This window comes from Acididesulfobacillus acetoxydans, assembly GCF_902729405.1.
In the GTDB taxonomy this organism is placed as follows: domain Bacteria; phylum Bacillota; class Desulfitobacteriia; order Desulfitobacteriales; family Desulfitobacteriaceae; genus Acididesulfobacillus; species Acididesulfobacillus acetoxydans.
On sequence record NZ_LR746496.1, the window covers coordinates 2,912,888 to 2,938,357 of the forward strand.

24 protein-coding genes and 1 tRNA gene are annotated in these 25,470 nt (G+C 51.4%); 9 read left to right on the top strand and 16 right to left on the bottom strand.

The window, feature by feature from the left end:
- Nucleotides 1-138: 138 nt before the first annotated feature.
- The 3 genes from MNU25_RS12905 to MNU25_RS12910 form a co-directional block, all read right to left on the bottom strand.
- The gene (locus tag MNU25_RS12905) at nt 139-603 is read right to left on the bottom strand and encodes a redoxin domain-containing protein (RefSeq protein ID WP_240985444.1); all 465 of its coding nucleotides are present in this window, start codon (nt 601-603) and stop codon (nt 139-141) included.
- A 173-nt stretch (nt 604-776) separates the two neighbouring features.
- Complete coding sequence (locus tag MNU25_RS20135; protein ID WP_261487213.1) at nt 777-905, bottom strand: hypothetical protein; 129 nt, start codon at nt 903-905, stop codon at nt 777-779.
- Nucleotides 906-1,053: 148 nt separating this feature from the next.
- On the bottom strand, nt 1,054-2,616 hold the full coding sequence (locus MNU25_RS12910) for a protein O-GlcNAcase (protein ID WP_240985445.1): 1,563 nt from the start codon (nt 2,614-2,616) through the stop codon (nt 1,054-1,056).
- A 569-nt stretch (nt 2,617-3,185) separates the two neighbouring features.
- Here MNU25_RS12910 and MNU25_RS12915 point away from each other — a divergent pair.
- Nucleotides 3,186-3,386 carry a YgaP family membrane protein gene (locus MNU25_RS12915; protein WP_240985446.1) on the top strand — a complete coding sequence of 67 codons (201 nt, stop codon included), beginning with the start codon at nt 3,186-3,188 and terminating at the stop codon, nt 3,384-3,386.
- Between the two features lie 66 nt (nt 3,387-3,452).
- On the opposite strand, the gene MNU25_RS12920 is transcribed toward MNU25_RS12915, so the two are convergent.
- The 5 genes from MNU25_RS12920 to MNU25_RS12940 form a co-directional block, all read right to left on the bottom strand.
- The gene (locus MNU25_RS12920) at nt 3,453-4,064 is read right to left on the bottom strand and encodes a 7-carboxy-7-deazaguanine synthase QueE (RefSeq protein ID WP_240985447.1); all 612 of its coding nucleotides are present in this window, start codon (nt 4,062-4,064) and stop codon (nt 3,453-3,455) included.
- On the bottom strand, nt 4,057-4,446 hold the full coding sequence (queD, locus tag MNU25_RS12925; RefSeq protein ID WP_240985448.1) for a 6-carboxytetrahydropterin synthase QueD: 390 nt from the start codon (nt 4,444-4,446) through the stop codon (nt 4,057-4,059). The genes MNU25_RS12920 and queD overlap by 8 nt, the downstream gene beginning before the upstream one ends.
- A 177-nt stretch (nt 4,447-4,623) precedes the next feature.
- Nucleotides 4,624-5,337, bottom strand: a complete 714-nt coding sequence (gene queC / locus MNU25_RS12930) for a 7-cyano-7-deazaguanine synthase QueC (protein WP_261487210.1) — start codon at nt 5,335-5,337, stop codon at nt 4,624-4,626.
- 195 nt (nt 5,338-5,532) lie between these two features.
- The gene (locus tag MNU25_RS12935; protein ID WP_240985449.1) at nt 5,533-6,231 is read right to left on the bottom strand and encodes a DUF2786 domain-containing protein; all 699 of its coding nucleotides are present in this window, start codon (nt 6,229-6,231) and stop codon (nt 5,533-5,535) included.
- 575 nt (nt 6,232-6,806) lie between these two features.
- The gene (locus MNU25_RS12940) at nt 6,807-7,076 is read right to left on the bottom strand and encodes a hypothetical protein (protein WP_240985450.1); all 270 of its coding nucleotides are present in this window, start codon (nt 7,074-7,076) and stop codon (nt 6,807-6,809) included.
- Between the two features lie 465 nt (nt 7,077-7,541).
- On the opposite strand from MNU25_RS12940, the gene MNU25_RS12945 reads away from it, so the two are divergent.
- From MNU25_RS12945 to xdhA, 4 genes are all read left to right on the top strand, one after another.
- A complete protein-coding gene (locus tag MNU25_RS12945; RefSeq protein WP_240985451.1) occupies nt 7,542-7,880 on the top strand; it encodes a DsrE family protein in 339 nt (112 codons plus the stop codon).
- A 685-nt stretch (nt 7,881-8,565) separates the two neighbouring features.
- A complete protein-coding gene (locus tag MNU25_RS12950) occupies nt 8,566-9,831 on the top strand; it encodes a double-cubane-cluster-containing anaerobic reductase (RefSeq protein ID WP_240985452.1) in 1,266 nt (421 codons plus the stop codon).
- The gene (locus tag MNU25_RS12955) at nt 9,828-10,583 is read left to right on the top strand and encodes an acyl-CoA dehydratase activase (protein ID WP_240985453.1); all 756 of its coding nucleotides are present in this window, start codon (nt 9,828-9,830) and stop codon (nt 10,581-10,583) included. Before MNU25_RS12950 ends, MNU25_RS12955 begins: the two co-directional genes overlap by 4 nt.
- Before the next feature lie 95 nt (nt 10,584-10,678).
- Nucleotides 10,679-12,976, top strand: a complete 2,298-nt coding sequence (gene xdhA, locus MNU25_RS12960) for a xanthine dehydrogenase molybdenum-binding subunit XdhA (RefSeq protein ID WP_240986841.1) — start codon at nt 10,679-10,681, stop codon at nt 12,974-12,976.
- A gap of 12 nt (nt 12,977-12,988) precedes the next feature.
- Here the strand turns inward: xdhA and MNU25_RS12965 are convergent, their stop codons facing one another.
- Entirely contained in the window at nt 12,989-13,594 is a 606-nt protein-coding gene (locus tag MNU25_RS12965) for a hypothetical protein (protein WP_240985454.1), read from the bottom strand.
- Between the two features lie 409 nt (nt 13,595-14,003).
- Between MNU25_RS12965 and MNU25_RS12970 the strand changes: the two genes are divergently transcribed.
- From MNU25_RS12970 to MNU25_RS12980, 3 genes are all read left to right on the top strand, one after another.
- On the top strand, nt 14,004-14,828 hold the full coding sequence (locus tag MNU25_RS12970) for a COG4705 family protein (protein ID WP_240985455.1): 825 nt from the start codon (nt 14,004-14,006) through the stop codon (nt 14,826-14,828).
- A gap of 554 nt (nt 14,829-15,382) precedes the next feature.
- A complete protein-coding gene (locus MNU25_RS12975; protein WP_240985456.1) occupies nt 15,383-18,625 on the top strand; it encodes a DEAD/DEAH box helicase in 3,243 nt (1,080 codons plus the stop codon).
- A gap of 161 nt (nt 18,626-18,786) precedes the next feature.
- Complete coding sequence (locus MNU25_RS12980) at nt 18,787-19,854, top strand: DUF3231 family protein (protein ID WP_240985457.1); 1,068 nt, start codon at nt 18,787-18,789, stop codon at nt 19,852-19,854.
- Between the two features lie 414 nt (nt 19,855-20,268).
- Here MNU25_RS12980 and MNU25_RS12985 read toward each other — a convergent pair whose 3' ends face one another.
- Together MNU25_RS12985 and MNU25_RS12990 are read right to left on the bottom strand one after the other, a co-directional pair.
- Nucleotides 20,269-20,493, bottom strand: a complete 225-nt coding sequence (locus tag MNU25_RS12985) for a DUF362 domain-containing protein (RefSeq protein ID WP_240985458.1) — start codon at nt 20,491-20,493, stop codon at nt 20,269-20,271.
- A gap of 281 nt (nt 20,494-20,774) precedes the next feature.
- On the bottom strand, nt 20,775-21,596 hold the full coding sequence (locus MNU25_RS12990; protein ID WP_240985459.1) for a PhzF family phenazine biosynthesis protein: 822 nt from the start codon (nt 21,594-21,596) through the stop codon (nt 20,775-20,777).
- 383 nt (nt 21,597-21,979) lie between these two features.
- On the opposite strand from MNU25_RS12990, the gene MNU25_RS12995 reads away from it, so the two are divergent.
- Nucleotides 21,980-22,843 carry a WD40/YVTN/BNR-like repeat-containing protein gene (locus tag MNU25_RS12995; RefSeq protein ID WP_240985460.1) on the top strand — a complete coding sequence of 288 codons (864 nt, stop codon included), beginning with the start codon at nt 21,980-21,982 and terminating at the stop codon, nt 22,841-22,843.
- 170 nt (nt 22,844-23,013) lie between these two features.
- Here the strand turns inward: MNU25_RS12995 and MNU25_RS13000 are convergent, their stop codons facing one another.
- From MNU25_RS13000 to MNU25_RS13025, 5 genes are all read right to left on the bottom strand, one after another.
- On the bottom strand, nt 23,014-23,331 hold the full coding sequence (locus tag MNU25_RS13000; protein WP_240985461.1) for a type II toxin-antitoxin system RelE/ParE family toxin: 318 nt from the start codon (nt 23,329-23,331) through the stop codon (nt 23,014-23,016).
- Nucleotides 23,309-23,599: a type II toxin-antitoxin system Phd/YefM family antitoxin gene (locus tag MNU25_RS13005; RefSeq protein WP_240985462.1), complete on the bottom strand. Its 291-nt coding sequence runs from the start codon at nt 23,597-23,599 to the stop codon at nt 23,309-23,311. The genes MNU25_RS13000 and MNU25_RS13005 overlap by 23 nt, the downstream gene beginning before the upstream one ends.
- A 561-nt stretch (nt 23,600-24,160) precedes the next feature.
- Nucleotides 24,161-24,367 (bottom strand): hypothetical protein, encoded by a 207-nt coding sequence (locus tag MNU25_RS13015; protein ID WP_240985463.1) that lies wholly within the window; start codon nt 24,365-24,367, stop codon nt 24,161-24,163.
- A 300-nt stretch (nt 24,368-24,667) separates the two neighbouring features.
- Nucleotides 24,668-24,744, bottom strand: a tRNA-Pro gene (locus MNU25_RS13020).
- Between the two features lie 65 nt (nt 24,745-24,809).
- Nucleotides 24,810-25,256 (bottom strand): ACT domain-containing protein, encoded by a 447-nt coding sequence (locus MNU25_RS13025; protein WP_240985464.1) that lies wholly within the window; start codon nt 25,254-25,256, stop codon nt 24,810-24,812.
- Nucleotides 25,257-25,470 lie beyond the last annotated feature (214 nt).

Consider the following 25,470-nt stretch of genomic DNA (forward strand, 5'->3'; position numbering starts at 1 on the left):
CTTGGCGCGCCTGATTTCCATCTGATCAGCTGGTGGGAGAAGGGGTGCGACCGTACCAACAAAAAAGGCCCCGGACCTTGCCGGAGCCGTGAGCGATGTTCCTGGATTGCTTGCAGTGAACTGAGGTCAACGTTAGATCTAGAATTTCTCCAAAACCTTAATGACCTCTTCAATATCCGGAAGTTCATGAATCCCATATACCTTCAGCCAGATGACTTTCCCCTCTGCGTCGAGGATGACATTCGTCCGCTCAGAAAAGCCCTCTTCCTCTCGAAACAAGCCGTAGGCTTTGGCAACTTCCCCATGGGGCCAAAAGTCAGACGGCAATTTAACGCGGGCGATCTTGAGTTCCTTAGCCCAGGCGTTTTTTGATGGATAAGGATCCACGCTTAGCCCCAAGGGAATCGTGCCCAGTTCTTCAAAACGGGCATAATGACTCTCCAACGCTTTCATCTGTTCAGCGCAGACGCCGGTCCAGGCCAAGGGATGCCAGGAAAGCAACACTTTCTGCCCCCTGTACCCGGCGAGATTGACCATGTTCCCCCGATTATCCTTGAGTGTGAAATCCGGAGCCATATCCCCCACTGCAATACGATTTCCCATACTTCCTACCTCCATCTTTTTAGAATTGCATGCACTTATCAGGCATTGAGACTTCGGTGACGAAAGTGTCCAGTGGACACTTTCGCCGAAACTCTTTGCGTATTTAGAGAGGTTACTTTTTAAGAAACGATGCAATTCTTTTAACCCTATAGTTTCATAGAATGGGCCAAATGTCAAGCACTCAAAACGGAGGCACCCATTAATTCTTTCATTTTATCTACGGCAAAGCTGGCATGGGCGGCATAGCCATCCGCCCCGATTTCGTCGGCAAACTTTTGCGTGACAGGGGCCCCTCCAATCATTACTTTAACTTTCTCCCTGAGCCGCCTCTCAACTTTTCTCCGGTTTCTCTTTCTAAGCGTTCATATGCTTTATCTTAGCACAGCTTGCGGACATACGGTTGATGTTGATATGGGGTCTAATCACAGCCGTTGCTCTTTAGCGAGGACATTAATGCAACAAGGCGGTTCGTGTAAATTCCAGAATTTCTGAGCCGATGCGCAAATTGTTCTCACTCAGTTTTTGTACACTCAACTCCAGCCGGCTCTTCAAAGCGGATTTTCCCGGATCCCGGGACGATAAATCCAAGTAATTAAGCGCCAGCAAACCCGCTTGCCCTTCCTGTCCCAGTTTAGCCAGCCACGGGCTAATTTCGCTTAAGAGTTCTTTGTTGGTCATGGTCCGGTTCAGGGTAGCGGGCAGATCACTGACCGCCTGCAATTCCCGGCGCAGATTTGACTCGCTGCTTCCCGGATTCCCGGCACGGTAACTTTGCCAGAAAGCCGAGGTGAGCTGAAGGAAATAGGGATTGCCGCTGTCGTTAAGCAGGCTTTGACTCGAATAAAGACAAAATCGGCGGAAAGCCGCCACGCTTCCTATCCCCCGCCTGGCTTGGATCGCTAGAGTGAAAGCCTCCTCGGGATTGTAAGAGCCGGGATTCCAGAGATACTGTCCAATGGTGCTGAGGGCTACTTTCGAAGCTTGGGGTTGGATCATGGGGTTAGCCAGCATTCCGCTTGCCTGAGCCGAAAGAGCGGGAGAACGGTTTTCCACGGGTCCCATGAATAACTGGGGAGCCTTTTTCTGCACGTAGGTGTAGTCATTGACGGGATAATTGTCCCAGATCAGCGGTTTTCGGCCTAAGAATTGCCCAGCTTTTTCAGCCTGACTGCCGGATATTTCTTTGTTCAAAACCCACTGGCCCGTCCAAATCACTTGAATCGAAGGGTTGAGCCGGGAACGAAGGGTGCGCCAATAGGCGCTGTCCTTCAAGCCGTAATAGTCGGTGGGGGCAAACCACAATCTGAAGTTCGGGTCTTTTCCTTGTTCATCGCGCAGCACTTTATCGGCTAGGTCAACGTGAGCGCGCGGATAATCCGAGCCGTATACCCTTTGATCCGCGCTCTTCAGAGTGTGTTCCACATCGTCAAAAGACAGCATAAACGTCTCTACACCGATGGAACGCAGTTGATCGATTTTGCTTTCCAAACGTTGCACCTCTTGGGCCGACGAGAAGGTAATCGAGTCGGAGATCATTTTTCCCGTCAAGGATCCGGAAAGAGGTACCGGAATTCCCGGTGAGAGGGAATAAACAAACCAAATCCCATTTTTCTTGGCCGTTTGCACGACCGTCTTTAGCTGTTGAATTCCAGCCTCCGGATAGAGTTCTCCCCACTTGGCTCGCTGATAGGGATCATCTTTGGGAGCATAAAGATAGGTATTGAAATGGTTTTGTCCCATGAACTCCAGCATGCTGACGCGCTGGGCCATAGTCCAAGGCTGACCGTAGAAGCCTTCAATGACTCCCCGGATGGCAAAAGCGTCGGCAGGGGCTGACGGCTCTGTCTCGGAGCCAGGAGCTTTCGGACCTGTCCCGCCGTTATTTCCCGTTGAATCGGACCAACCCGGCGGATGTGTGTTCTGCCGGGTATACCAGGTATGCAGGGCCAGGGTTCCCGCGCCCAGGAGCAGAACCATGGCAAGGAAAAGAATCGATAGACCTTTTCTCTTCAATGCAACGGTCCCCACCTTTCCTTATCGGCATTGGTTTCGATTGTCAGCCCAAGCGAGACCCGCAAGCAAAACCGCCGCACTACTCGTCAACGTCATTATTGCTTATCAACCTGCGAATCGGCGTAAAATCTTGGCCCTTTGTGGGAATAATAATCGCAAAGGAGTTGAGCTTTAGCATGAATGAACTATTGGACTTCGTGGCCGGATACTTTTTGGTCCTGCCCGAGACTGCGTCTGCCGTCTATAATTTGCTGTCACATCGGTAACGAAACATTCAAGAACTATCTATTCAGATTCCCCTGAAAAAGTCCGTATTTTATAACATCCAGCCAACGCCTCCGCTGGTAAACCCTTTATTCATGCGGGTTTGGTTGGATATCTTTGGCCGAAATTTCTTCGAATTAGCAGTTTTCCAGGGGACTCTATTTACAAAGCAGAGCGAAAAATGCGCGAAAACTTTTTCGTAAGATTACTTACTCAAAGGAGACTGCTTTCTCAAAGGAGACTGCAAGGAGACTGCTTTCTCAAAGGACAAAAAAGAAATTCCCCTTTGGAAGGAGTGACTCTTCATGGAGTGTAATGTTGGAACCACAGAAAGGGTTATCAGAATTGCGGCCGGAATTGTCATTTTGCTCGCCGGCCTGGTCTATCGCAATTGGTGGGGAATTGTCGGTTTGGCCCCTCTGATCACCGGAGCCATCGCTTACTGCCCGGTCAGCAAAATTTTAGGGATTAATACGTGCAAGCCGCGGGAGGAAACGAGCAAATAAGCCCGGTCTCCCAAATGAGCCCCCGATCTCCCATGTGAGCCCCCGATCTGCCAAATAAGCCGGGCCTCACCGAACCCCGATCAATTTATGCATTTGCACCATCAACCGGCAGAACGGATATTCCAGGACCATCTGAAAAGCCTTTTCCACCATCTCAGGGCGAACATTTTCCGGTGAGAGAAAGATCAATGGCTCTTGACGCCTGTGCTCTTGACGCGTGTAAAATTTCCGAATAACCTCCGGCCGGAAAGCCTCGTCGACAACAAACTTGTATTCACCCACCCTTTCCGGCAGTGATGGATGAACCGCATAACCGCTTTCCTCTTTGGGAGAAACCGTCAGCCAAATGTCCGGGGGGTAACTTTCCCGCCAGGGTTGTGTTCCATTTGTTTCAACGTGGATTTTCTTCCCTGCGTGCTGCAAAGCAGCAAACAATCCGTTCAGGTCGTGAAGTAAAGGTTCGCCCCCCGTAACAATAACGTGTTCGAGGTGAATTTCTGCCAGAATTTCCTTTGCCGTCAGGTTGCTCGCTTTCCCTGACCAAGCCTCTTTCGTGTCGCACCACCCGCATCTCAGATTGCATCCTTGCAGGCGCACAAAGGCGGCCGGAATCCCGGTCCAGATACCCTCACCCTGGATGCTCTCGAATATTTCGCTGACAGGGTACGATTCAGTCAACAGGCACATCCCTTTCGTCTATCTCCACATAGGAAGTGGGCGTTTCGTACAACCTGATGAATTTGACGGGCAGCCCGGCCCGGCGGAGCACGCTGACCGCCCAAACAGAAATATTTTCCGCCGTGGTGCGGAAAGGCAAGACCTCATTGAGGAATTGATGGTCTAACCTATTAATTATTTCGGTTTTGACCACCTGTTTTAACTCTCCAAAGTCCAAAACCATCCCGTCATCTGAGGCACCCGGCCGCTCCAAAATAGTTCCGCAGACCCCTACCTGCAGCTTATACGTGTGCCCGTGGATATTTCCGCAGTGTCCATGGTGACCCTCCAGTCTATGAGCCGCATCAAAGGTAAATTCTTTGACAATGGTAGCAAACGCCATTCACTTTAACCTCCGCCAAGAATGTTTACCGATAGGACTAAGCTGTCCCACCGTCAAGAGTTGAGACTGAGACGGTCGCGCCCGTAAGACTGTCCCATCCGCACTTTATGCGCGAGGTCATTTTTCCGGAACCAGTGAATTTCCCTCGCCTGCGCTTTAGGCTAAGGGGCAGGAGCTTCAGGGATAAAATGGCCGCGCACCGGAAGACACGGCCTTATAGGGTATCGGATCCTTATACCCGGCCTCCCGAAAAGCCTTAAGCCTCAAGGTGCAGCTGTCGCAAGTGCCGCAGGCCAGATCTTCACCCTTGTAACAGGTCCAGGTCAGCCCATAATCAACACCTAATTTAATACCGAGTTTTATCTCAGCTGACTTCGTCATGTGGATAAGCGGAGTACGGATGCTGATTTTCCTGCCATCCTGAACGGCGCACACGGTGCCCATGTTAATGGCCTTTTCCATAGCGTCTATGAATTCCTGCCTGCAATCTACGTACCCGGAGTAATCAACTTCGCTGACACCGATGAAAACATCCTGAGAGCCGATCGCTTCGGCATAAGAAGCCGCAAAGGACAAGAAGATCATGTTGCGTGCGGGAACATAGGTGATAGGAATCCTGCCCTTGTCAGGCTCGTTCTCCGGTACCTCAAGGTACTTGTCCGTCAAAGCGGAACCGCCCCAGGCATCCATGTTAGTCCTGACAACAATATGCTCTTTGACACCCGCTTTTTGAGCGACTGCTCTGGCGCATTCAAGTTCCCTGACGTGCCGCTGGCCATAATCAAATGAGATGGCATGGAGTTCAAAACCCTCGGATTTAGCCATGTAGAGAACCGTTGACGAATCCATCCCTCCGGACAACAAAACGACTGCCCTTTTCAAACCGACCATCCTTTGCTCTTCCGATTCTGGATTTACATCCTATTATAGCATGTAGAAGTATGGCTTTGCATCCCGGTCCTCGACGGTTTCCTCGGCTCACAACAGCACGCTTGACTTACCCATGGAAACCCTACCGTTATCGTTTATCCATACGCATGGCAACGCAGGTCTAACGGTCTCCCGTCAGGCCCGCCGCCATCACGCTTAATCACCCGAATTCAGAGCCAACGGTCCGCTATCGTCTGCTCGCGTGATTCTGTCAGAAACACTGAAGCGTTCCCCATCTATCAGCCCCTGTGCATAGGCATCCGCGCGGCCCTGGTACGGCGTACCGGTATTGATGAAACGGGTGAATTTTTTCGCGTTAAAGGCGTCCGTTACTTCCTGGTCTTTCACGAGAACAAGGCCCCAGGCTTGATTGGCCTTTTTCTGTTCCTCAAACTTTTGCCGGAGACCTTTAATAAAACCTAAAGCATAATCGTTTTCAATTCCCTTGGTGCTGAAGCCATAACTTCTATGCTGATATTTCAACCTTCTGGTGGCGCTCGCAATGCAATCAAGCGCGTACTCCAGAACAATGTTACAAACCGTAATATCCTCTTCTCTGCCAAAAAAGACCACTGTATGCGTACGGTCAGTCTGGAAATAGAGATAACAACCGAAATTGTCGGCGATCAGTCCGGCCAGTCTCGCCTTCCATTTAGCCTTTGTAAAAGTGACTTGAGTCACGTTGTCTTTGATATCACTGTTGACAGCCGTAAATTCTTTAACTGCTTTAAGCGACAACTTATGTTTGACAAGAAGTTCCTGCGCTTTGAGCATGGCTAACTCCGCCTCATAGGAATTACTGCTTTGACTTAAAGCCAACAATTTCTTGATTTTCTCTATGATTTTGGCATCCACATCAATGCCTCCTCCGGAAAAGTATCAACTGGACCTCGCCAACGACGGAGACATCGTTCTGTGCTTAAACCTTCCGACTCACCGGTTGCCAACAGGCAACCAACCGTCGGCTTCCTTAACTCGTCCAATGGCTCCCTCCCATCTCCCTTGCTAACCCACTACAGCTTATCTTTTTTTGTCCGACGGATCAAGTACCCGCCCCTGCCACCCTGCCATTAAGTGCCTCAAGGACCTGCCTGAGAACTTGGCAATTCACGGCTTGCCCCCCTCTTTATCTACAAAAATCATCAATCATCGACCTATTCTCAGAAATTTCTTAGTCTGGACCCTTATGATGAGGCCAGTTGCTTATACCTTTTCCAACAAACCCTGTGTTAAGCAGACAAAAAAAGTAAGTATCAGATCTGCAAACAATGTTGCAGATCTGACCCGAGTGCTCCCTGAGCGCTCTGAGGGTATTTATCCTCAAAGGATGGCCGCCTCCTGAGAATTTCCGTCCCCGGAGAACTGCCACCCCCAGAGAATATCCCCCTCGGAATATCCCCCCTCAGAGGATGTCCGCCTTAACAGAGGTATCAGCCCTTTCCCCGAACCGGCGGCAGCGGTTCCACTCGTTCCCGTGTCACATAATGACGGACAGGATAGTACACTGGATAAGGGACCATTTGCACGTAGCTATAGGCTCCGGTGAACCCATCATAGCCCGGGTGCAGGCCAGCCCCATAACCTTGCAGATGTCCGTATCCGCGCAAGCCGGTGCCCCAGTCACTGTAGCCCCCAGCCAGGCCCGCGCCGTAGCCAAAGTGGTGTCCGTATCCCGGACCGCATGCAGGTAATCCGCACATAACTCTTTCCTCCCTTGCAAGATTTCAAAAATGGGTTGACGCGTTCTCACTACCATATTATGGGTGTTAGCCTTGATGCGAAACTTGGCTACACCGGTTGCCGTCATCTTGACAAATACAAATATCTGCTTATTTATGGTATTTATGTATTTAAAGAGAATCCTCTTTAGGTAATAATGCAACTCTGATCGACACCATATTTTCATAGTATAAGCTAAATGTCAAGCACGCAGACTCGTGCTTCTTCCGTAAGATTTCCCGCCAGTAGATTCGATATTGTGCCTCGCCCTCAATGACGACCATCTCCAATAAGGGAGTGAAAGTCCTCCCGCCGCTCGGCAGAAGGACCTTCATAGAGCATGCTCCTGAATATTTTCCCGAAGATTTCGCCGGGGTTCTTCTCATTATCACCTTATAGTGATACAATAGATAATATCATAGTAATGATAAAAAAGGAGGGTCCGCATGTCTTTCATCTACTTAATCAGCTCGGACACGATCGGTCACCATGAGCCGGCATTGGGGCGGAAGCTTATGGCAGCCTTTGTCCGCAATCTGGAAAAGGCCGAACAAAAACCAAACCACATCCTTTTTGTGGAGAAGGGGGTCAAGCTTCTCTTGCCGGAATTTTCCGAGCTCAATGCCCTCAGAGCTCTAGAAAATGACTTTGGGGTAAAACTTCTGGCCTGTGTCACCTGCCTGGATTACTACGGGATCAGGGAGAAGATAGAAATTGGCCGGGAGTCCAATATGGCGGAGATCATTTCAGTCATGCACTCTGCTCAGAAAGTGATTAACCTATAGCTTGACTTCCTTCCCGCGTTGAAACGGGAGGATTCCCAAGTTCCGGCACTCAATATTCGCTGAGTGCTGAACCGGCAGGCCGTACAAGTGGCCTCTATGCAGTCGCCGTTAGGCCGCTGCTTTACTTGTTCCTTATACTCGAAATTTATACCCTGGCAAGCCTTGCTTCCGGGAACCCTATGGTTTAAGTTTTCAAAGAACCAGGTACTTTTTACCACAAATTTGGCCAATGTACATGCATTCCTTTGGGGAAGGGCTCTCAGGCCCGAAATGAATTCCGAGGTTTTCCCGCACACGTTCTATAAGCAGCCTTCTGTTCGGGAAGAGGCGAACTCGAACCGGAGGACTCCAAGAGATTTGGGGCCACTGACCCATCCGGACTCTCCTGCTCTGCGGCTGTAGGGAGGGGCTGGGCATCGGTTAGTTTCTTAGCCGGCCTTATACCGTACAAACTGCTTGCATCCCGTGTTAGGGGCCGCGTTTAAGCAGGTGTTTCCGCGTGATAAAGTTTCCGGGGTTTCGCGGATATAGATGTGCATGTTATCCCGTTGAACCCGCTAGGCCATCTCCGAGAAATGCCGGGTTTCGCGGATGCAGATATGCACGCGATACGGTGATGTTCCTGAGTTTTACCGATACGGATGCGGTCTTGCGAAATCGAGTGAAAAGTTGGGAGGATGAAAGTGTGGATAATAGAGAACTGTGGGCATCTCTGGGGATGGATTTAGGGAAGCACGATGAGTTTCTGGCCCCTTTGCCGGGGGCCTATACGAATTTGTTTTTGGAGCGGTCCCGTCGTCCGCGCGCCATGTCCTATTTTGACGCGGTCGTTGGGGACATCCATGGCATCAGGGTTAAAGAACTCGTTGCCGCGAAAGAAAATGGACATAAAGTTTTTGCCACTTTCTGTGTCTATGTGCCGGAAGAGATCATTGTGGCCGCGGGAAGCGCCTGCATCGGTTTGTGTGCCGGAGCCCAATACACGGTGCCCGCCGCAGAAAAAGTTCTTCCGCGTAACCTCTGCCCCTTGATCAAGTCGGCTATGGGATTCAAGCTGGAGCGGATTTGCCCCTATTTTCAAGTGGCGGACTGGGTAATTGGCGAAACCACCTGTGACGGGAAGAAAAAAGCTTGGGAAATCCTCAACGACTATGTCCCCACCTATGTGATGGAACTGCCGCAAAAGAAACGGGTTCAAGATAACGCTTTCTGGGAAGAGGAAGTGCGGGAATTTGCGGCCTTTGTCGAGAAGGAAACTGAAGTCAAATTGACAAAAGACAATTTGGCTGAGGGCATTGCCAAGATCAACCGGAAAAGGGCTGCTCTCAAACGCTTGGCTGCTTTGCGCCAAGCGTCGCCCGCTCCAATTCACGGTTTGGATGTATTGGTCATTAACCAGTTGGCCTTCTTTGACGACCCGGAGCGGTTTGCTTCTCGGGTTGAGCTTCTTTGTACTGAACTGGAAGAAAGAGTGGCTCAAAACGAAGGAGTCGCTCCGCCGGAGGCCCCGCGTATTCTGATTACGGGAACCCCGCAACCCATCCCCTTCTGGAAGATTCACGCCCTCATTGAACAAGCGGGTGGCGTTGTCGTGGGCGAAGAGACGTGCACGGGAGAACGCTATTACCGGGATTTGACGGAGCCTGCCTCAAATAAAGACGGGATGTTGGTGAATATCGCCAGGCGCCCCCTCAACGTGAACTGTGCCTGTTTCACCCCCAACGCCGGCCGAGTTAAGGACATTCTCAGTCTGGCGGACAATTTGCGCGTGGACGGGGTGATCGATTTCACACTCCAATTTTGTCAGCCGTATGGGGTGGAGAGCCATACCGTGGCCAAAGAACTGGAAAAACGCGAGATCCCACACCTTAGACTGGAAAGCGATTTTTCCGAAGAAGATCAAGGCCAGCTTAAAACCCGGATTGAGGCTTTTTTGGAGATGTTGAAATGAAAGCTGCCGGCCTGGACCTCGGCTCAGTCAACACGAAACTGGTAATTTTGGACAATGGGAAACCGGTCTTTAAGAAAGCGGTTCCGTCCCGTTTTGATCCGGTCTCTGTCGGCCGAGAATTGCTTGAAGAAGCTTGCCGGGAATATGAACCGGCGGAAACAGTGGTTACCGGTTATGGCCGGGTCAGTTTCCCGGAGAACCGGGTCGTCACGGAAATCACCTGCCAAGCGAAAGGCTGCCACTACTTTTTCCCCGAAGTTCCCTATATCCTGGATCTGGGTGGACAGGATGCCAAGGTCATTAAGAAAAACGCTCAAGGCAAGGTCGTTAGCTTTGTCATGAATGACAAGTGTGCCGCCGGTACCGGACGTTTTTTGGACGTGATCTTTAAGGGATTGGATTTGCGTCCGGAGGATACGGATTCGGCGGCTGAGGCTGAACCCGTGCCGATCAATTCGATGTGCACGGTTTTCGCCGAATCCGAAGTTATTACCCTTTTGGCCAAAGGCACTCCCAAAACATCCGTCGTGGCAGGCCTGTTCAAGAGCACGGCGACGAGGCTGGCCCGGTTCATCGAGACCCAGGGGCAAGCGGACACACTAGTATTTACGGGAGGAGGAGCCCATTATCGGCCCCTCGTCCGGCTCTTGGCCGAACAAATAGCCGCCGAAATTGTCATTCCGCCGGAACCGGAGTTGACGGCCGCACTGGGGGCGGCCTTAATCGCCAACAGAGCCCAAACCACTCTTTGAACACTTTCTCTGCACTCCCTGTATAGTTAGGAAAGATCTTTAAGACAATAACCAGGGTTCAATGTATAATGACACAGGAATGCAGGGACGGAGGGATGAGTATGGCTTACTCTGTTGTCGGGCAGAGCGCCCAGCGAGTTGATGCTGTGGCCAAAGTAACCGGAAAAGCCAAATACACAGATGATTTTTTTGAGAGAGACATGTTGGTGGCAAAAATATTGAGAAGCCCCTATGCCCATGCCTGGGTCAGGCAGATTGACACGGTGCAGGCTAAAGCCCTGCCGGGAGTTGAGGCCGTTCTCACCTATCATGATGTCCCCCACATAAAATTTGCCACGGCAGGGCATCCGTTCAACCTGGATCCCAAGCATCGCGACCGGGCCGACCGGCTGATCCTGACAGATAAAGCGCGGTTTGTCGGCGACGCCGTGGCTGCCGTCGTGGCTGCGGATGAGTTAATTGCCCAAGAGGCCTTAAGCCTAATCAAGGTAGAATACGAAGAATTGGAAGCGTTGCTCACGCCGGATGCCGCGCTGAGAGAAGGAGCACCTCTCATTCACGCAGACTGTCCCCACAACATCCTGTCTGACCAGGGCTTTCACCAGGGAGACCTGGAGCAGGCCTTCGGCAGAGCGGACGTCATCGTCGAAGGGGAATACCAGACCAGCATGGTCCAGCACTGTCATCTGGAAAATCATATCTCGTACGCTTATGTCGATACTCAGGGCCGAATCGTCATTGTCACCTCGACGCAAATTCCGCATATCATACGGCGGATCGTGGGAGAGGCCCTGGGTATCCCCTGGGGCAGGGTGCGCGTCATCAAGCCTTACGTCGGAGGCGGTTTCGGAGCCAAACAGGACGCTTGCCTGGAACCGTTGACAGCCGCCATGACCCTGGCGGTGGGAGGACGGCCGGTCAAACTGAATTTCACCCGTGAAGAGTGCATGATGGATACCCGCCGGCGCCATGATTTTACATTCAGACTCAAATCCGGGCTCACCAAAGACGGCCGGCTCCTCGGCATTCGCATTGAGGCTATATCAAATACCGGGGCTTATGCCTCCCACGGGCACTCGATTGCGGGGGCGGCCGGAAGCAAGTATCGCTATCTCTATGACGTACCCGCTCTCAGCTATGAGCCCCGTACCGTCTACACCAATCTGCCGGTGGCCGGCGCTATGCGCGGCTATGGTTCACCTCAACTGGTTTATGCTCTTGAATGTCACATGGAAGACATCGCCAGGAAAATACAATTGGATCCCATAGATCTCCGCCGGAAAAACCTCATCAAAATCGGGCATATCGATGAATTATCCGATAACAAAGTCCTGAGTTGCGGCATCCGCGAATGCCTGGAAAAAGGCAAAGCCTTGATCCGCTGGGAAGAAAAGCAAAAAGCCTTTGAGCGGCAAACGGGGGACAAACGCCGGGGTCTGGGAGTGGCTTGCTTCAGTTATGCCTCAGGCACCCATCCCGTTGGTTTGGAGATCGCGGGAGCCCGCATAGTCCTAAATCAGGACGGCTCTGTCCAGCTTCAGACCGGCGCCGCCGAGATCGGGCAGGGAAGTGATACCGTCCTAGCTCAGATTGCGGCGGAGGTTCTGGGATTGCCCCTCGGCAAAGTGCACGTGCGATCGGAGCAGGATACAGACACGGCTCCTTTCGATACCGGGGCCTACGCTTCCCGGCAAACCTACATCAGCGGCATGGCCGTGAAGAAAGCGGCCGAGGCCGTGAAGGCAAAGATCCTGGATTTTGTCTGGGGCATGACCGATATTCCTGCTCACGCCCTCGACCTCAAAAACGAGCAGGTGGTCTACAAGCATTCCGGAGAAACGGTCCTTCCTCTCGCCGAAGCGGCCCTCAACACTTATTATGACACTGTATTCGCTCAGCCCATCACGGCGGATGTCAGCAATAATGCCCGCGTGAACGCGGTCCCCTATGGTGCAACCTTTGCCGAAGTGGAGGTCGACCTCAAGACGGGAAAAATCGAAATACTTGAGATTTACAATGTCCACGACTCCGGCACGATCATCAACCCCCGCCTGGCGGAAGGCCAAGTCCACGGTGGGGTGAGCATGGGTATAGGTTATGCCCTTTCCGAACAGCTGCTTTTCGACGAAAAGACGGGCAGACCCTTGAACAACAATCTCTTGGATTATAAACTGCCGACGATCATGGATACCCCGGACATCGGGGTCGCTTTCGTGGAGACTGCCGAGCCGACCGGCTCTTTCGGCGCTAAGTCTTTGGGGGAACCCCCGACACTCAGCCCCGCTCCCGCCATTCGCAATGCCGTCCTGGCCGCCACCGGCGCAGCCTTTAACCGCTTGCCCATGAATCCGCAGCGCGTTTTTGAAAAACTGAAACAGGCCGGGGTGATCTGAGGGCAATCGATGCTAATTTATCACTGAATCGATTCGCACTTCAGGATAGACCGCCGCGGAATAGGCCGCTGCCTGCGGCCATTTTCGGGAGACCGCCTCAAAGATTCCGGCAGAATTCGGCGGTAAACCCATAACGATTCCGCAAGCCGTACAAAGCAAATGCCGTTTTCGATTATAGAAAGAGACCCTAAACTCGAAGCTGTGCGCTTTGTCGTCGTGATTGAATACTTTTCCTTGTACCATACCCAAGCCGGCATCGTTCCGAACCGAAACATCACGAAATTCGATTCTGCGCCTGATATTGGCTTCGGCCTTTTTCTGGATGTAAGAGGAATAGTGGGAAACTCCAAAGCAGGACACAAGTAAGAAAAACGGCAAACTCGTTAAGACGACCCGAAGAAGCAGAGAATGTTTTTTGTATTTCCACAGTAACCATAAACCCACAGGACAGACAGTCAGCAACATGAGCCAAACAAACCAGTTCGTTCCGCCGACCGGCTGAGTTCCCGGTCTCTTCTCACCTTTGGTCTTGACATCGTCCTGGTCGCGGTCAAAGCCACAGTTCCAGCACTTGGGATTTGCCGCAACGACATAGACGCCGCAGCGTGGACATTCCATGATCCGCCCCTCCCTGACGTTCTCAAAGTTGCTCCCAACCCACTCTCTCCACTTGGCACTCTATAGAGTTTCGCTGTGTAGTCCGAATATTCCTGCAATTACCCGCAGTGTGTGTCAATTTTAATCTTCCAACGCGCCGAACAACTAACCTATCGAACAACACCTCCAAACAACCGGCACATCGATGGCTCCGGGGGATCAACCTGCTGCCCCTGCCTGTGCGGCTAGACCAAGGATTTTGCGTCACCTTAATGTAGTGCCAGCCCTTCTGTCTTATTACTGAATTACAGTGTCTGGGCGCTGTAAAACCCGGAAATCCACCCTGTTGCTTGCGGACTAGGCCCTGTGCTACGATCACAGTGTTCGTGTTCTGACCACGAATCAGTTCAGCGAAGGGAAAGTGTGAACCATGCGCGAATCCTTGTCCGTTGCTTTACAGCACAAGAGCCGGCTTGTCTTAAAGGTCCCCGAAGTCACGCTGTACTTTTGGATCGTCAAATTATTAACAACTGCCATGGGAGAAGCCACCTCAGATTACCTGGTCTATCACATGAACCCCTACCTGGCGGTGATCCTGGGTGGGGTTGGCTTTATCGCAGCCTTAATCCTTCAGTTTGCCGTTCGCAGATATGTAGCTTATGTCTACTGGCTCCTGGTTGTCATGGTTGCCGTTTTTGGAACGATGGTAGCGGATGTGACCCATATTGTCCTAGGAGTACCGTACTATGCCTCGACGATTACTTTCGCCATCGTGCTCATGCTGGTTTTCTTCACCTGGTCCAGAGTTGAGAAGACGCTTTCCATTCACAGTATCTGCACCCGCCGGCGGGAAGTGTTTTACTGGATGACCGTGCTGTCTACCTTCGCCATGGGAACGGCGACGGGAGATATGACGGCTGTGACTTTTCATTGGGGCTATTTCTCCTCAGGCGTGATTTTTACCGTTCTCTTTCTTCTGCCCTGGCTGGCTTACCGGCTTTTCGGCCTCAATGAGATTTTCGTTTTCTGGTTCGCCTATGTTATGACCCGTCCGCTCGGCGCCTCTTTTGCCGACTGGTTTGGTATGCCCCGCACTGTCGGAGGGCTTGGCTATGGCAAGGGCTTGACAAGCGTCGTCTTGACCTTTTTCATCGTCATTTTCGTCGTCTACCTGGCAATAACACGTAAGGATGTCCAGCCTGACTTGCCGGCCGGCGACAACGGCGAAAACAAGGAAGAACTTGCCGCCCCATGAGCCTTTCGCCGCTCTCAACGCTCTCTCACGGGCCCTATTTCCCGCAGCCGGCCCAACCTCTGGGGGGAACGGTCTTTCGGCATGTAAAGCCTGCCAAGAAAGATGCCCCATCCCCCGGGCTCCTTTTTTTGCCTCTAAATAGGGCAGGTGGTCCAAGGAGTCGGGACGCGCTTGGAACGGTTGCTTAAAGGCCGCCAAGTCCCATCATCAGACCCGTGGAAAATGGATTAGCCACAAGGAATTACAAGCCGCCACCAAGAGACAATATGACCCGCACAGTCAACCTTCCGGCGATATTCTCCCTGAAACCCCCGCCTCTTAGCGTAGGCGGGGCAGGTCACTGCCGTGACTATTCAGGGGTTGCTCGGTGCGTAGGGAAAGCGTCAGGCAGCAGCCCGCTTGATAACCGGCTGAGGGCGCGGTACCACTTGACAGCTGAACCTTGCCGAGGTAGACTCCACTCAAACAGCCTGAGCAGACTGTCGGCAGTCCGAGGGGGAAAGTTGAACTCGTTCCAACCCACATCCCCCATTCCAATAAAGGAGTATTCGTCCATGCCTAGTCTAAACATTCCGGATAATATCATTTTCGCCCTAGCCTCCAGCCGAAAGGCTTACGAGGAGGGGATAGCCCATTATCGCGCGCAAACGGTCCGAAATTTCACCTTCACCCCGAGCACAGGCGAAATCCTCGCCGCGGTCAAAGATGCTTTTCTCTACAGCGTAAAGGTCTCTTTAGGGCATGACGGCTCAATCATGTCCTATGGCTGTAATTGCCTTTCTTATAGCGATCACACAGGAGCCTGCAGACACATTGTGGCCGTTTTAAAAACCGCCCAGAAACAGCTCGCTTCTCAAGCCCCCGCTCCGGCCCTGCAGAACCGGATGGTTACCGAACTCCTCGCCTCCTTGGCCAATCCGCGCGAGGACATCCCCCGGGAGACGGTGCAAGTGGAAGTGGAGCTGGACATTCCTCCCAGATCCATAGGAACGGTGCGCTTACAGTTGCGGCTGGGCTTGCGGCGCCTCTACCTCGTTAAAGATTTTAGAGAGTTCCTCACCTGTGTTCATAAAGGGAAGACCCTCGAATTCGGCAGGAGCTTTACTTACGACCCTGCCCGGCACACCTTTAAACCAGAGGATCAGAAGATCATCACGATGCTTCAGGAAATGTGGGAACAGCATATCGCTTTAGTGGAAATGCAAGGTCCTTATTATACAACCACTCTTTTCAGCCAAAAAATGCTGCCTTTACGCGGGTATTACCTCGGAAAATTTCTGGACGCTTTGGGCGACAAAGTTTTTCAACTGGCCACCGACTCTTTTCCCAAGCAATCAACCCGCATTAACCGGTCAGAACTGCCATTAGAGTTCGCCTTGACCCCGCAGAATCAGAGTCTGGCTTTGGCCCTGAAAACGGAAGAACTTCCCTTGCAGCTGACTGCCGACGGCAGCTTCTACCTTTACCGTCAGCAGATTTACCGGGTCCCGGTCCTTCAACAGGAGACATTACCCGCGCTCCTCAATGCTCTGCGGCAGGCGCCTCGATCCAAACTTGTCGTCCCGCCCGGACAAAAGGAATCTTTCGCTTCTGAGGCCCTGCCACTGATCAACCGGACAGGCAAGCTGGTCGTTGACTCTAAATTGGCCGGCAAATTTCATCAGGAAGACCTTGTGGTGAAAATCTATTTTGACCGGCCCGAAGACAACGGCATCACCGCCCGTCTGGAGTTTCACTACGGTGGCAAAGTGATCAATCCTTTTGCTTCCGCGGCAAGCGGCCGGACAGCCGGCGACGAAGATTTTATCCTGATTCGCGCCGTGGAACAGGAACGAAAGATCCTGGGCATCCTGGAACAAGCCGCCTTCACCGTGTCCCAAGGCATGATCCATCTCAGTGACGATGATGACGGGCTTTTCGATTTCACGCTGAATTGTCTGCCACAACTTCGAGATCTAGCCGATATCTATTATTCTGATGAATTTAAACTCAAAATCCGCTCCGCGACCACGTTTACCGGCAGGGTTCGCCTCGACGAAAACCTGGACCTCTTGGAGGTATCTTTCCAATATAACGATATTGCTCAGGATGAGTTGGCGGACATCTTTAGTTCCCTGCGCCTGAAGAAAAAGTACCACCGCCTGCGGGACGGTTCCTTTCTTGATTTGAACCAACCCGAGCTTGCTTCCGTGGCTCTGCTGCTGGACAACCTGGACCTTAAACCCACCGATCTGCACAAGCAGGTTCTTAGCCTGCCCAAATATCGGGCCATGTACATCGACAGTTTTCTGCGTCAAGCCAACTTACCGGGCATCCAACGCAACAAGGCGTTCAAACAACTGGTTCAGAGCATTCTGGAACCCCAGGACGGGGAATTTGAAGTCCCGCAGCCGTTGCGGCGCACCCTGCGGGAGTACCAGGTAACCGGCTTCAAATGGCTCAAAACCCTCGCTTCTTTCGGTCTTGGCGGCATTCTGGCGGATGATATGGGTTTGGGCAAGACCTTACAGGTTCTCTCTTTCATTTTGGACCAAAAAGGCGCCCAAGCCGACCCCGCTTTAGTGGTGGCTCCAACTTCCTTAATCTATAACTGGCAACAGGAAGCCGCCAAATTTGTTCCCGATTTGAAGGTCCTAGTCATTGACGGTACCCCCCGCGAAAGAGCGGCGCAGTTAGCCGGCAGCGGTCAACAGGATCTGATCGTTACTTCCTACCCCCTTCTCCGGCGGGATATCGACAAGTTTGCCCATCTGGAGTTTTCCTACTGCTTTCTTGATGAAGCTCAGCACATTAAAAATCCGCAAACCCTGAACGCTAAATCTGTCCAGCGGCTCCAGGCCAAAGGCTATTTTGTCCTGACCGGTACGCCCATCGAAAATTCCCTCTCCGAGCTTTGGTCCTTATTCAACTTTGTCATGCCGGGGTATCTCCTGTCACATCAGGAATTTCGCAAAAAATATGAAATACCCATCGTCAAGGGGGAAAATCCGGAACCACTATCCGAATTAAGCCGGCATGTCAACCCTTTTATCCTCCGCCGGCTAAAGAAAGATGTCCTAAGAGAATTGCCGGAAAAGATCGAGACCCAGCTCCATGCCTCTTTGACAGAACCTCAGAAAAAGATCTATTTGGCCTATTTGCAGGAAGCCCGCCGGGACATTGCCCGCGAAATTGCCGCCGTCGGCTTTGAAAAAAGCCACATCAAAATTCTGGCGGCTTTAACCCGGCTGAGACAAATCTGCTGCCATCCGGCTATGTTTGTCGAGCATTACAACGGTGAAAGCGGCAAGATGCAGCTTTTCCGGGAGATTCTCGGCGATGCCCTCGACAGCGGCCACCGGATTCTCGTTTTCTCCCAGTTCACGTCGATGCTGGAGATCATCCAGGACCATCTAAACACCGAAAAGATCGAACACTTCTATCTTAATGGCTCGACCAAAGCGGCCGACCGGGCCCAAATGGCCCAAGCTTTCAACGCGGGCTCCGGCCGGGTCTTCCTCATCTCCCTGAAAGCCGGGGGCACCGGCTTAAACCTGACCGGGGCGGACATGGTCATTCACTTCGACCCCTGGTGGAACCCGGCTGTCGAAGACCAGGCTACCGATCGTGCGCATCGTATCGGCCAAACCCATGCGGTCCAGGTCATTAAACTGCTCACTCAGGGCACCGTGGAAGAAAAGGTCAACGCGCTCCAAGCCAAGAAAAAAGCGCTGATCAACGCCGTGATCCAACCGGGTGAAACGATGCTGTCCAAACTATCTGAGCAAGAACTAAGAGGACTTTTTGATCCGATCTAGAACCCATTCCCTGGTTGTATTGCCCTGTGAGTTTCCATGAAACTAGATTCCTTTTCTTTGTCTCCGTTATGAGCAGGTGTCAGCAAAGTATTGGAATATCCCAACTAAAAGGGGGAAAGCTACGCGAGGAAGCTTTTGCACAATAACGGAGGATGGAAGCAATGAACAATCTCGAACAGGGAATCAACGGCACGGCTTCGGAGACGCCCTACCACGCCATTCAACACAACCTGGAAAACATTCAGCTCACGGCGGCGGAAATCGGTCAACTGTGGAGCATGTATTTGGCAGAAAGTATGGGAGCCTGCATGCTGCCCTACTTTGTGGCCACATCGAAAGACCCCGATATCCATTCGGTCTTACAGTTCGCGTTGGATGCCTCGGTCCGTCACGTTCAAACGATAACCGCTATCTTTCAGGCGGCTTATTTCCCCATCCCCCACGGCTTTACAGACGAGGACTTTGACGTGTCGGCCAAACCGCTTTACTCCGAGACGTTTATGCTCCTTTATGCCACTCTAATGGCCAAGTACGCTATCCTGGGCTTTGGCCTTGCCTATACCAGTTCATCCCGTCCCGACGTGAAACAGTTCTTCGAGGGCTGTTTAAATGATTCGACGGCGATCAGCAAAAAGAGCCATGCCGTACTCCTGGCCAAAGGACTCCTTCCGAAAGCCGCCTATATACCCATCCCCGACCGGGTCGAATATACTCATGACGTACAGGGTTTTTATAAGGGTTTAATCGGGGATAAAAGACCCCTCAACGCTCTGGAAATAGACCATCTTTTCGTCAATATTATCTCCAGATCTTTGAGAAATACCTTAACGACCGGCTTCGAACAGACCACAAAATCTAAATTGATTAAAGATTATTTGTCTCGCGGCCGCCTCATAAATGATAAACAGATCGACATCCTCTCTCAGATCCTGGAAGATGACGACCTGTCCACCCCGCCAAATTACGACCACCTCGTCACAGAGTCCCCCGAGTCTCCTTTCAGTGACAAATTAATCCTGTTCCACTTTACGACGTTGACGGCTAATGCAATCGCGGGCGCAGGAGTTGCTTTGTCGAACTGCACCCGGAGTGACGTCCTCTTGACCTTCGGCCGTTTTATCGCCGAACTTGGCGACTTGGCTAAAGACGGCGTCAACCTGATGATTAAGCAAGGCTGGCTGGAAAGGGTTCCCGAAGCCGCGAATCGCAAAGAGCTGAGCAGCCAGTAATACTGCCGTCTCTGCATCGAGACCATGGCCCACCCGGATCTGCCTCGCCCTCCCTCTCAACCAGCCTCTAGAGCTGTTCCCTATTTACTGTCTCCAAGGCCAAACCGATCGTCTGACCCATTAACCCTCACTCCTGTTCACTAATCTTAGGTAGGCTTCTCCTACCTCCGAGGGCCTTGCAGCGTCCCATCCTCTCTCGCCTCAGTCTACTTTCTCTGCTCTCTTTTAGCTATTCTATTCCGCAATCTTCTTACTATTCCCACTATAGTGCTTTCACCGCTCCAGCACGTATCTTACCCTATTTCTGGGAATAAGCAAAGAGTCCGCGGGATTTTCCCTGACTCTCGTCGATCCAGGAGTGCCGGGAAAGGCTTTGACTGGCGCTTCCCTGTGAATCGGTGAAGGTCTCCTCACTCAGAAGAAGTATTCCGGTTCCTTTCTTGACAGTTGACTGAGACGTACGGCTACACCTATAGCTGCGTCGGATTCGAGCGTTCGGGCATTTTCCGGACACGCTTTGCTGCAGGCACAACACAGGATGCACTTTTCTTCAGCCATCAAGACACTGTTTTCCAAGTCGATAGCACCGACAGGACACTCCCGCGCACAAATTCCACACTGTGAGCACCTGTCACTCACTGCGATAGAAGCAGCCGTTAGTGCCGGGGCTTCATAGGGTCTGTAGGGGTGGGTACCCGGTACCGCGATGTCAGAAATACCATCAAGCGATGAAATAGATAGCAGCCTTTCACCTGCTTTTTTCCGAACAATTTCGCATGGTTCAGATCACTTGCGTCAGGACAGGCTGCGGCAGTAGGCGTCTTTAAGCTGGAGAAGGAGTGCTCCCCAATATATGCCCCGCAGGCGATTGGAATACATTTTTCATTGAAGGTCCCCCTTTAGTATCTGGCCGTACGCGCTCAAGACGAACACTCCTCCTGCAATGTCCGCTCAGATAATTCCCCTTTAAAGACCGTAACGGCTTGCCCCCCGATATGGACCCGTTGATCTGACAACCTAACGGTTAAACGCCCGCCCCGTTCCGAAAGCTGGCGCGCCACAAATTGATCTTTGTTAAGCCTCTTTTGCCAATACGGAGCCAGGCAGCAATGTGCCGAACCTGTAACCGGGTCTTCATTAATTCCCAAACCGGGAGCAAAATACCTTGACACAAAGTCTTGCTCTTCGGAAGCCGATATGCCCGTAACTATAACCCCTTCACAGGGCAGCCGGCTCAGTACCCGAAAATCCGGGTTCAGACTGCGGACTATTTCCTCAGAGCTGACTTCTACAATATAATCGAACCGATTCTTCCCGACGTACTCGGCCTGTACACCCAGCGCTTCCAGCAACCCCTTGGGCGGATCAGCCGGACGATCCCGCTCCAGCGGAAAATTCAGTTCGATATAGCCGTTTGCGGCTTTCCTTGCCGTCAACAGTCCGCTTCTGGTGTGAAACCTGGCTTCCTCTTCTGCCGGCAGATAATTTCGCTCCCAAAGTATATGCGCACTCGCGAGTGTCGCATGACCACAGAGATCGACCTCTCTGGTTGGAGTAAACCAGCGCAGGCTATACCCGTCTTCCTCTTGGCGGAGAAACGCGCTCTCCGATAAATTCATTTCCTTGGCGACGTTTTGCATCCACCGCTCATCAACCGGTTTAACCAACCTGCAGACGGCTGCGGGATTACCCGAAAAAGGCCGATCTGTGAATGAATCAACCTGATAGATGCTCAATCCCATCGTTCTTGCCCCTCCTTCTCACTCACCCTGTCGCAGCCCACTTTCCAAATAAATTCTGCAATCTGTTAAGAAATCCTGCATATCTCCGCTTCACTATTAGAATTAACATCGCCAACACTATCAGACCAAACATCGGCCCAGTCCCCGCACTTTTCAGGACGGGAAGGAGGACGAAAGGCAGCAGCCCCCTTGATAACCGGCTGAAGGCGTGGGTAGCACTTGACAGCCCGACCTTGCCGATGTAGACTCCTCTCAAACAGCCCTCTCGGACTGTCGGCAGTCCGAGAGGGCCAGTTGAACCCATTCTGCTTAAGAAAATAAGCTCATAGGCACGGTTTCTTTCCGTTCCGTGCGATGATTTTAAGAAAGGCGTGGGAATTATTATGAAAAAATCAAAGCTGGCTGCAGCCGCCGCTGCCCTTGTAGCAGCGAGCCTGTTACTGGCTGGATGCAACCCGGGCAGCAAACCCCCACAAACGCCACAACCACCGACTCAGCCATCAACGCTTTCTCCAAGCAAACCTGGAAGCACAGGATCCAGCGGTTCAACACAGCCTGAAACTCAACCGGCAAATACCGATTGGTTGCCCAACCATCGCACCGTGGTAAGAAATAAGGCGGAAGTTGTGTTTCTTAATCCGGATCGCGGCTGGAAGATGGTCTACGGTCTAAGCGCCATGATGAGCGAATCTGTGGACCTCTATGACACGACAGACGGAGGCAAGAACTGGACCAAAATTTCGGTTGCTGGTCCTACACATACTTCTGCAACAGGATCAGCAAGTCTGCCTGCCGGAACATTGCCCTACGGGGGAATTAAAAACGGTCTCAGTTTCGTGAACACCAGCACAGGTTGGATCACGGGATACGTTCCGGCTGTGAATTATCCCTGGATTTTTGTTACACATGATGGCGGCCATACCTGGGTGCACCAGGAGTTACCGGTGCCCAAGAATATAGCCCATTATGCCAGTATGACCTTCGATTTGACACCACCGGCCTTCTTTACTTCTAAAGATGGTATTTTAGTCGAACGAATCGCGGATGTGCCACGGGGGATAGCTCACCCCGCTTACGTCTTTTTCTTTACCCAAGACGGAGGCCGTACCTGGGTGGATCAACCCTCGTCCGCTCTGGAGCTGAGTTTTCCCGCTTCCGATCCGAAACGGTCTGGCCAAAGCTTCTCGGTCACAGTCAATGGTATAACCTGGCATACGGTCGACCATGGTTACACTTGGACTAAGTAAAGGCATCATCCATTCCCCAATGCCAAAACCCCACAAGAGCAATTCTAAAAACTCTTGTGGGGTTTATGTCACTTTTAGGAAATATAAATACCATGTTACGCTGAAATAGAGCAGCCTTGCTATAGCCATGTAATTTGCTACTACCCATTATAAAATTCATAAGTATTGCCCTACCTCACCAACCATCCGTAATCCTGCCTACAATCAATGATATAGTCTACATACACCTTCTGATCCTTAATCTGATACAGAATCAGATACCATTTCTCAACGAACATCTTATGATACTTGTTAAGAGGTATAAATTCCGCATTGAGAAAAGAAAAACGCTCCGGCATGGTGGAAAGGGAGCGAATAGCGTCCATAAGGTCGTTTTTTATCTTACACGCAGCAGTAGGACTTTTCTGTGCCAAAAACCGAACATGGCCCGCCAGCATCTGACGGGCACGGTCAGAAACAAGCACCTTATATACGGGCTTTTTTTCCATGTTCCACCTCATCAATAATGCTTTCTAAATAGCTGTCTAATTCGTCCGGTGTAGTTCCAGCGCGGCCTGCCAGACGATCCTCCTCGACAGCCAACAGTTCTTCACGCAGCTTTAGCATTTTTTCACGGCGGGCAAACGTATCTATATCCATAACCACAAGATCGCCCTCGCCGTTTTTCGTAAGATACACAGGCTCCCCGGTAGATCTACATAAATCCGCGATTTCGTTGTAATTCTGCCGGATGCTTGCGGACGGTTTAATCTGCATGGTATCAACTCCTCGTAGTAACATTCTGATAATATTATACTCCTTTCGTGCTATGAAATCAATCAACAATTCGGTTACAACCTTAATCGAGCCAGTGTTTCAAGGAAGCAATATGAATTGATAAGGTCTTACGTCAATGCGCTAGCATCAACCCCCGTAAGGCAAAAGAAAAAAAGCAGGGCAGCCTGCTTAGTCCTTGCTATGTATTGACTCAATCTGCTGGATTAGAAAATTAAAATCCGTTTTAGGTATTGTTCCCATAAAATCCTTGTCTGTAACCAAACTCTTAAGTTGCTCTCGTGAAAGCTCAAGTAGCCTGAACCCCAGACCCCATGTAGGCTCAAAAAGGCCCGCCCTGCGCCAGTTCACTATAGGGATTTTATACCGATCATGGTACTTTGGCGGATCATGTGGTGGAACGGAAGTGGTAGCAACTAAGATCAAAAACTCATTTTCGGCTTTAGCAACAATTATTACTGGCCGTCTTTTCGATTCATCGGGAGCGTCCTCATAAGCGACATCAAGCCAAAAAACTTCACCTAATATGGAAGGTATTCATTTTTAGCTAAAGCTTTCTCCCTCGTTCATGATGTAACGATGGTCTCTGTTGTTTTTATCCAGCAAGACTTTGCCATTCCTTACTTTTGGGCGCACAACAATTTCACCCAGCTTTTTGGGAGACAAAGACAGACCTTTGTAACCTTGCCCTTTCAGGAGCATGCTCAGGTTCTTTTTCTCCCCTTCACTTCTTCCCTTTTCTTCCTCCATATCATATCACCCCTAGTCACTGATAGGTAGTATGACCAATTTTGTTGAACCTAATGGATTTTATTTCCCTGAGGAACCGGAAATAGCCCCCGGCTTTCATCTTGTCCTGTCTATTCCTTTTTGAGCTCGTCCCCATTGTGGTCAAATTTAGTGGTCAAAACAGACTCTCTGGAAATAAACAGAAGCGGGCTTTCTTCAAACCCGCTTCCTGTAAGGCTTTCTTGGTCGGAGCGACACGATTTGAACGCCGCTCCTGTAGCAAATACCGCTAAATGCGATGTGTTTTGAGCCTGATTTTATTGGTCGGAGCGACACGATTTGAACGTGCGGCCTCTACCACCCCAAGGTAGCGCTCTACCAAACTGAGCTACGCCCCGACGACGCTTATATAAAATAGCACATTTTTGCCAAGAATGCAAGGTTATTTTTCAGGTTTCGGACCTCAGCTTTGCGCAATGACCTCGATCTTGCGCACACCGTCCAGGGAGCCCAGCCCTTCCAGCAGCTTTTCGGGTATGTCCAACATTCCCGCTGTCTCTATGGCTACGGACACGTGAGCGATCCCCTGCAAGGGGATGTCCTGATTGATGGTGAGGACGTTTCCTCTGACTGAGGCGATGAAGTTTAGGACTTGGGAGAGGATGCCGGATTTATTCTCAAGGATCAGGGAAAGCGTGATGATCTTCTCGCGGCTCGCCTCGTAGAAGGGGAAGACCCCTTCTTTGTATTTATAAAAAGCACTGCGGCTCAACGCGACTCTCTCCACCGCTTCGTTGATCGTATCGACGTCTCCTTTGGCCAACAATTCTTTGGCCTGAGCTGTTTTGAGAATTGCTTCCGGCAGAATCTCCTTACTGACAATCAAAAAATCCCTGCTCTTGATCACCAATGCGCTTCCCCTCTATCCCTTTGCTCTCGACTCACCATCCTCATTATAGGCCAGCCGCCGTTGCTTGGCAAGAAAACGGACAGCCTGCCTTTCGCAGCCTCCGGAAACACAGCGTACCTCCCCCGACCGTCACTCCCCTTTTGGACGACGCCGTCCCCTGCTCCAAGGCTTTCCGCAACTCAAAAGCAGGAAAAATAACCGGACCCTTCAGCTT

Bases quoted from the DNA above. Each gene is read 5' to 3' on its own strand.
- MNU25_RS12980 (WP_240985457.1), top strand. From the start codon at position 18,787: ATGAACAATCTCGAACAGGGAATCAACGGCACGGCTTCGGAGACGCCC.
- MNU25_RS13015 (WP_240985463.1), bottom strand. From the start codon at position 24,367: ATGGAGGAAGAAAAGGGAAGAAGTGAAGGGGAGAAAAAGAACCTGAGC.
- MNU25_RS12975 (WP_240985456.1), top strand. From the start codon at position 15,383: ATGCCTAGTCTAAACATTCCGGATAATATCATTTTCGCCCTAGCCTCC.
- MNU25_RS13005 (WP_240985462.1), bottom strand. From the start codon at position 23,599: ATGCAGATTAAACCGTCCGCAAGCATCCGGCAGAATTACAACGAAATC.
- queD (WP_240985448.1), bottom strand. From the start codon at position 4,446: ATGGCGTTTGCTACCATTGTCAAAGAATTTACCTTTGATGCGGCTCAT.
- queC (WP_261487210.1), bottom strand. From the start codon at position 5,337: ATGGTCGGTTTGAAAAGGGCAGTCGTTTTGTTGTCCGGAGGGATGGAT.
- MNU25_RS20135 (WP_261487213.1), bottom strand. From the start codon at position 905: ATGATTGGAGGGGCCCCTGTCACGCAAAAGTTTGCCGACGAAATCGGG.
- MNU25_RS12915 (WP_240985446.1), top strand. From the start codon at position 3,186: ATGGAGTGTAATGTTGGAACCACAGAAAGGGTTATCAGAATTGCGGCC.
- MNU25_RS12990 (WP_240985459.1), bottom strand. From the start codon at position 21,596: ATGGGATTGAGCATCTATCAGGTTGATTCATTCACAGATCGGCCTTTT.
- xdhA (WP_240986841.1), top strand. From the start codon at position 10,679: ATGAGTATGGCTTACTCTGTTGTCGGGCAGAGCGCCCAGCGAGTTGAT.
- MNU25_RS12940 (WP_240985450.1), bottom strand. From the start codon at position 7,076: ATGTGCGGATTACCTGCATGCGGTCCGGGATACGGACACCACTTTGGC.
- MNU25_RS13000 (WP_240985461.1), bottom strand. From the start codon at position 23,331: ATGGAAAAAAAGCCCGTATATAAGGTGCTTGTTTCTGACCGTGCCCGT.
- MNU25_RS12970 (WP_240985455.1), top strand. From the start codon at position 14,004: ATGCGCGAATCCTTGTCCGTTGCTTTACAGCACAAGAGCCGGCTTGTC.
- MNU25_RS12905 (WP_240985444.1), bottom strand. From the start codon at position 603: ATGGGAAATCGTATTGCAGTGGGGGATATGGCTCCGGATTTCACACTC.
- MNU25_RS12995 (WP_240985460.1), top strand. From the start codon at position 21,980: ATGAAAAAATCAAAGCTGGCTGCAGCCGCCGCTGCCCTTGTAGCAGCG.
- MNU25_RS12955 (WP_240985453.1), top strand. From the start codon at position 9,828: ATGAAAGCTGCCGGCCTGGACCTCGGCTCAGTCAACACGAAACTGGTA.
- MNU25_RS12945 (WP_240985451.1), top strand. From the start codon at position 7,542: ATGTCTTTCATCTACTTAATCAGCTCGGACACGATCGGTCACCATGAG.
- MNU25_RS12965 (WP_240985454.1), bottom strand. From the start codon at position 13,594: ATGGAATGTCCACGCTGCGGCGTCTATGTCGTTGCGGCAAATCCCAAG.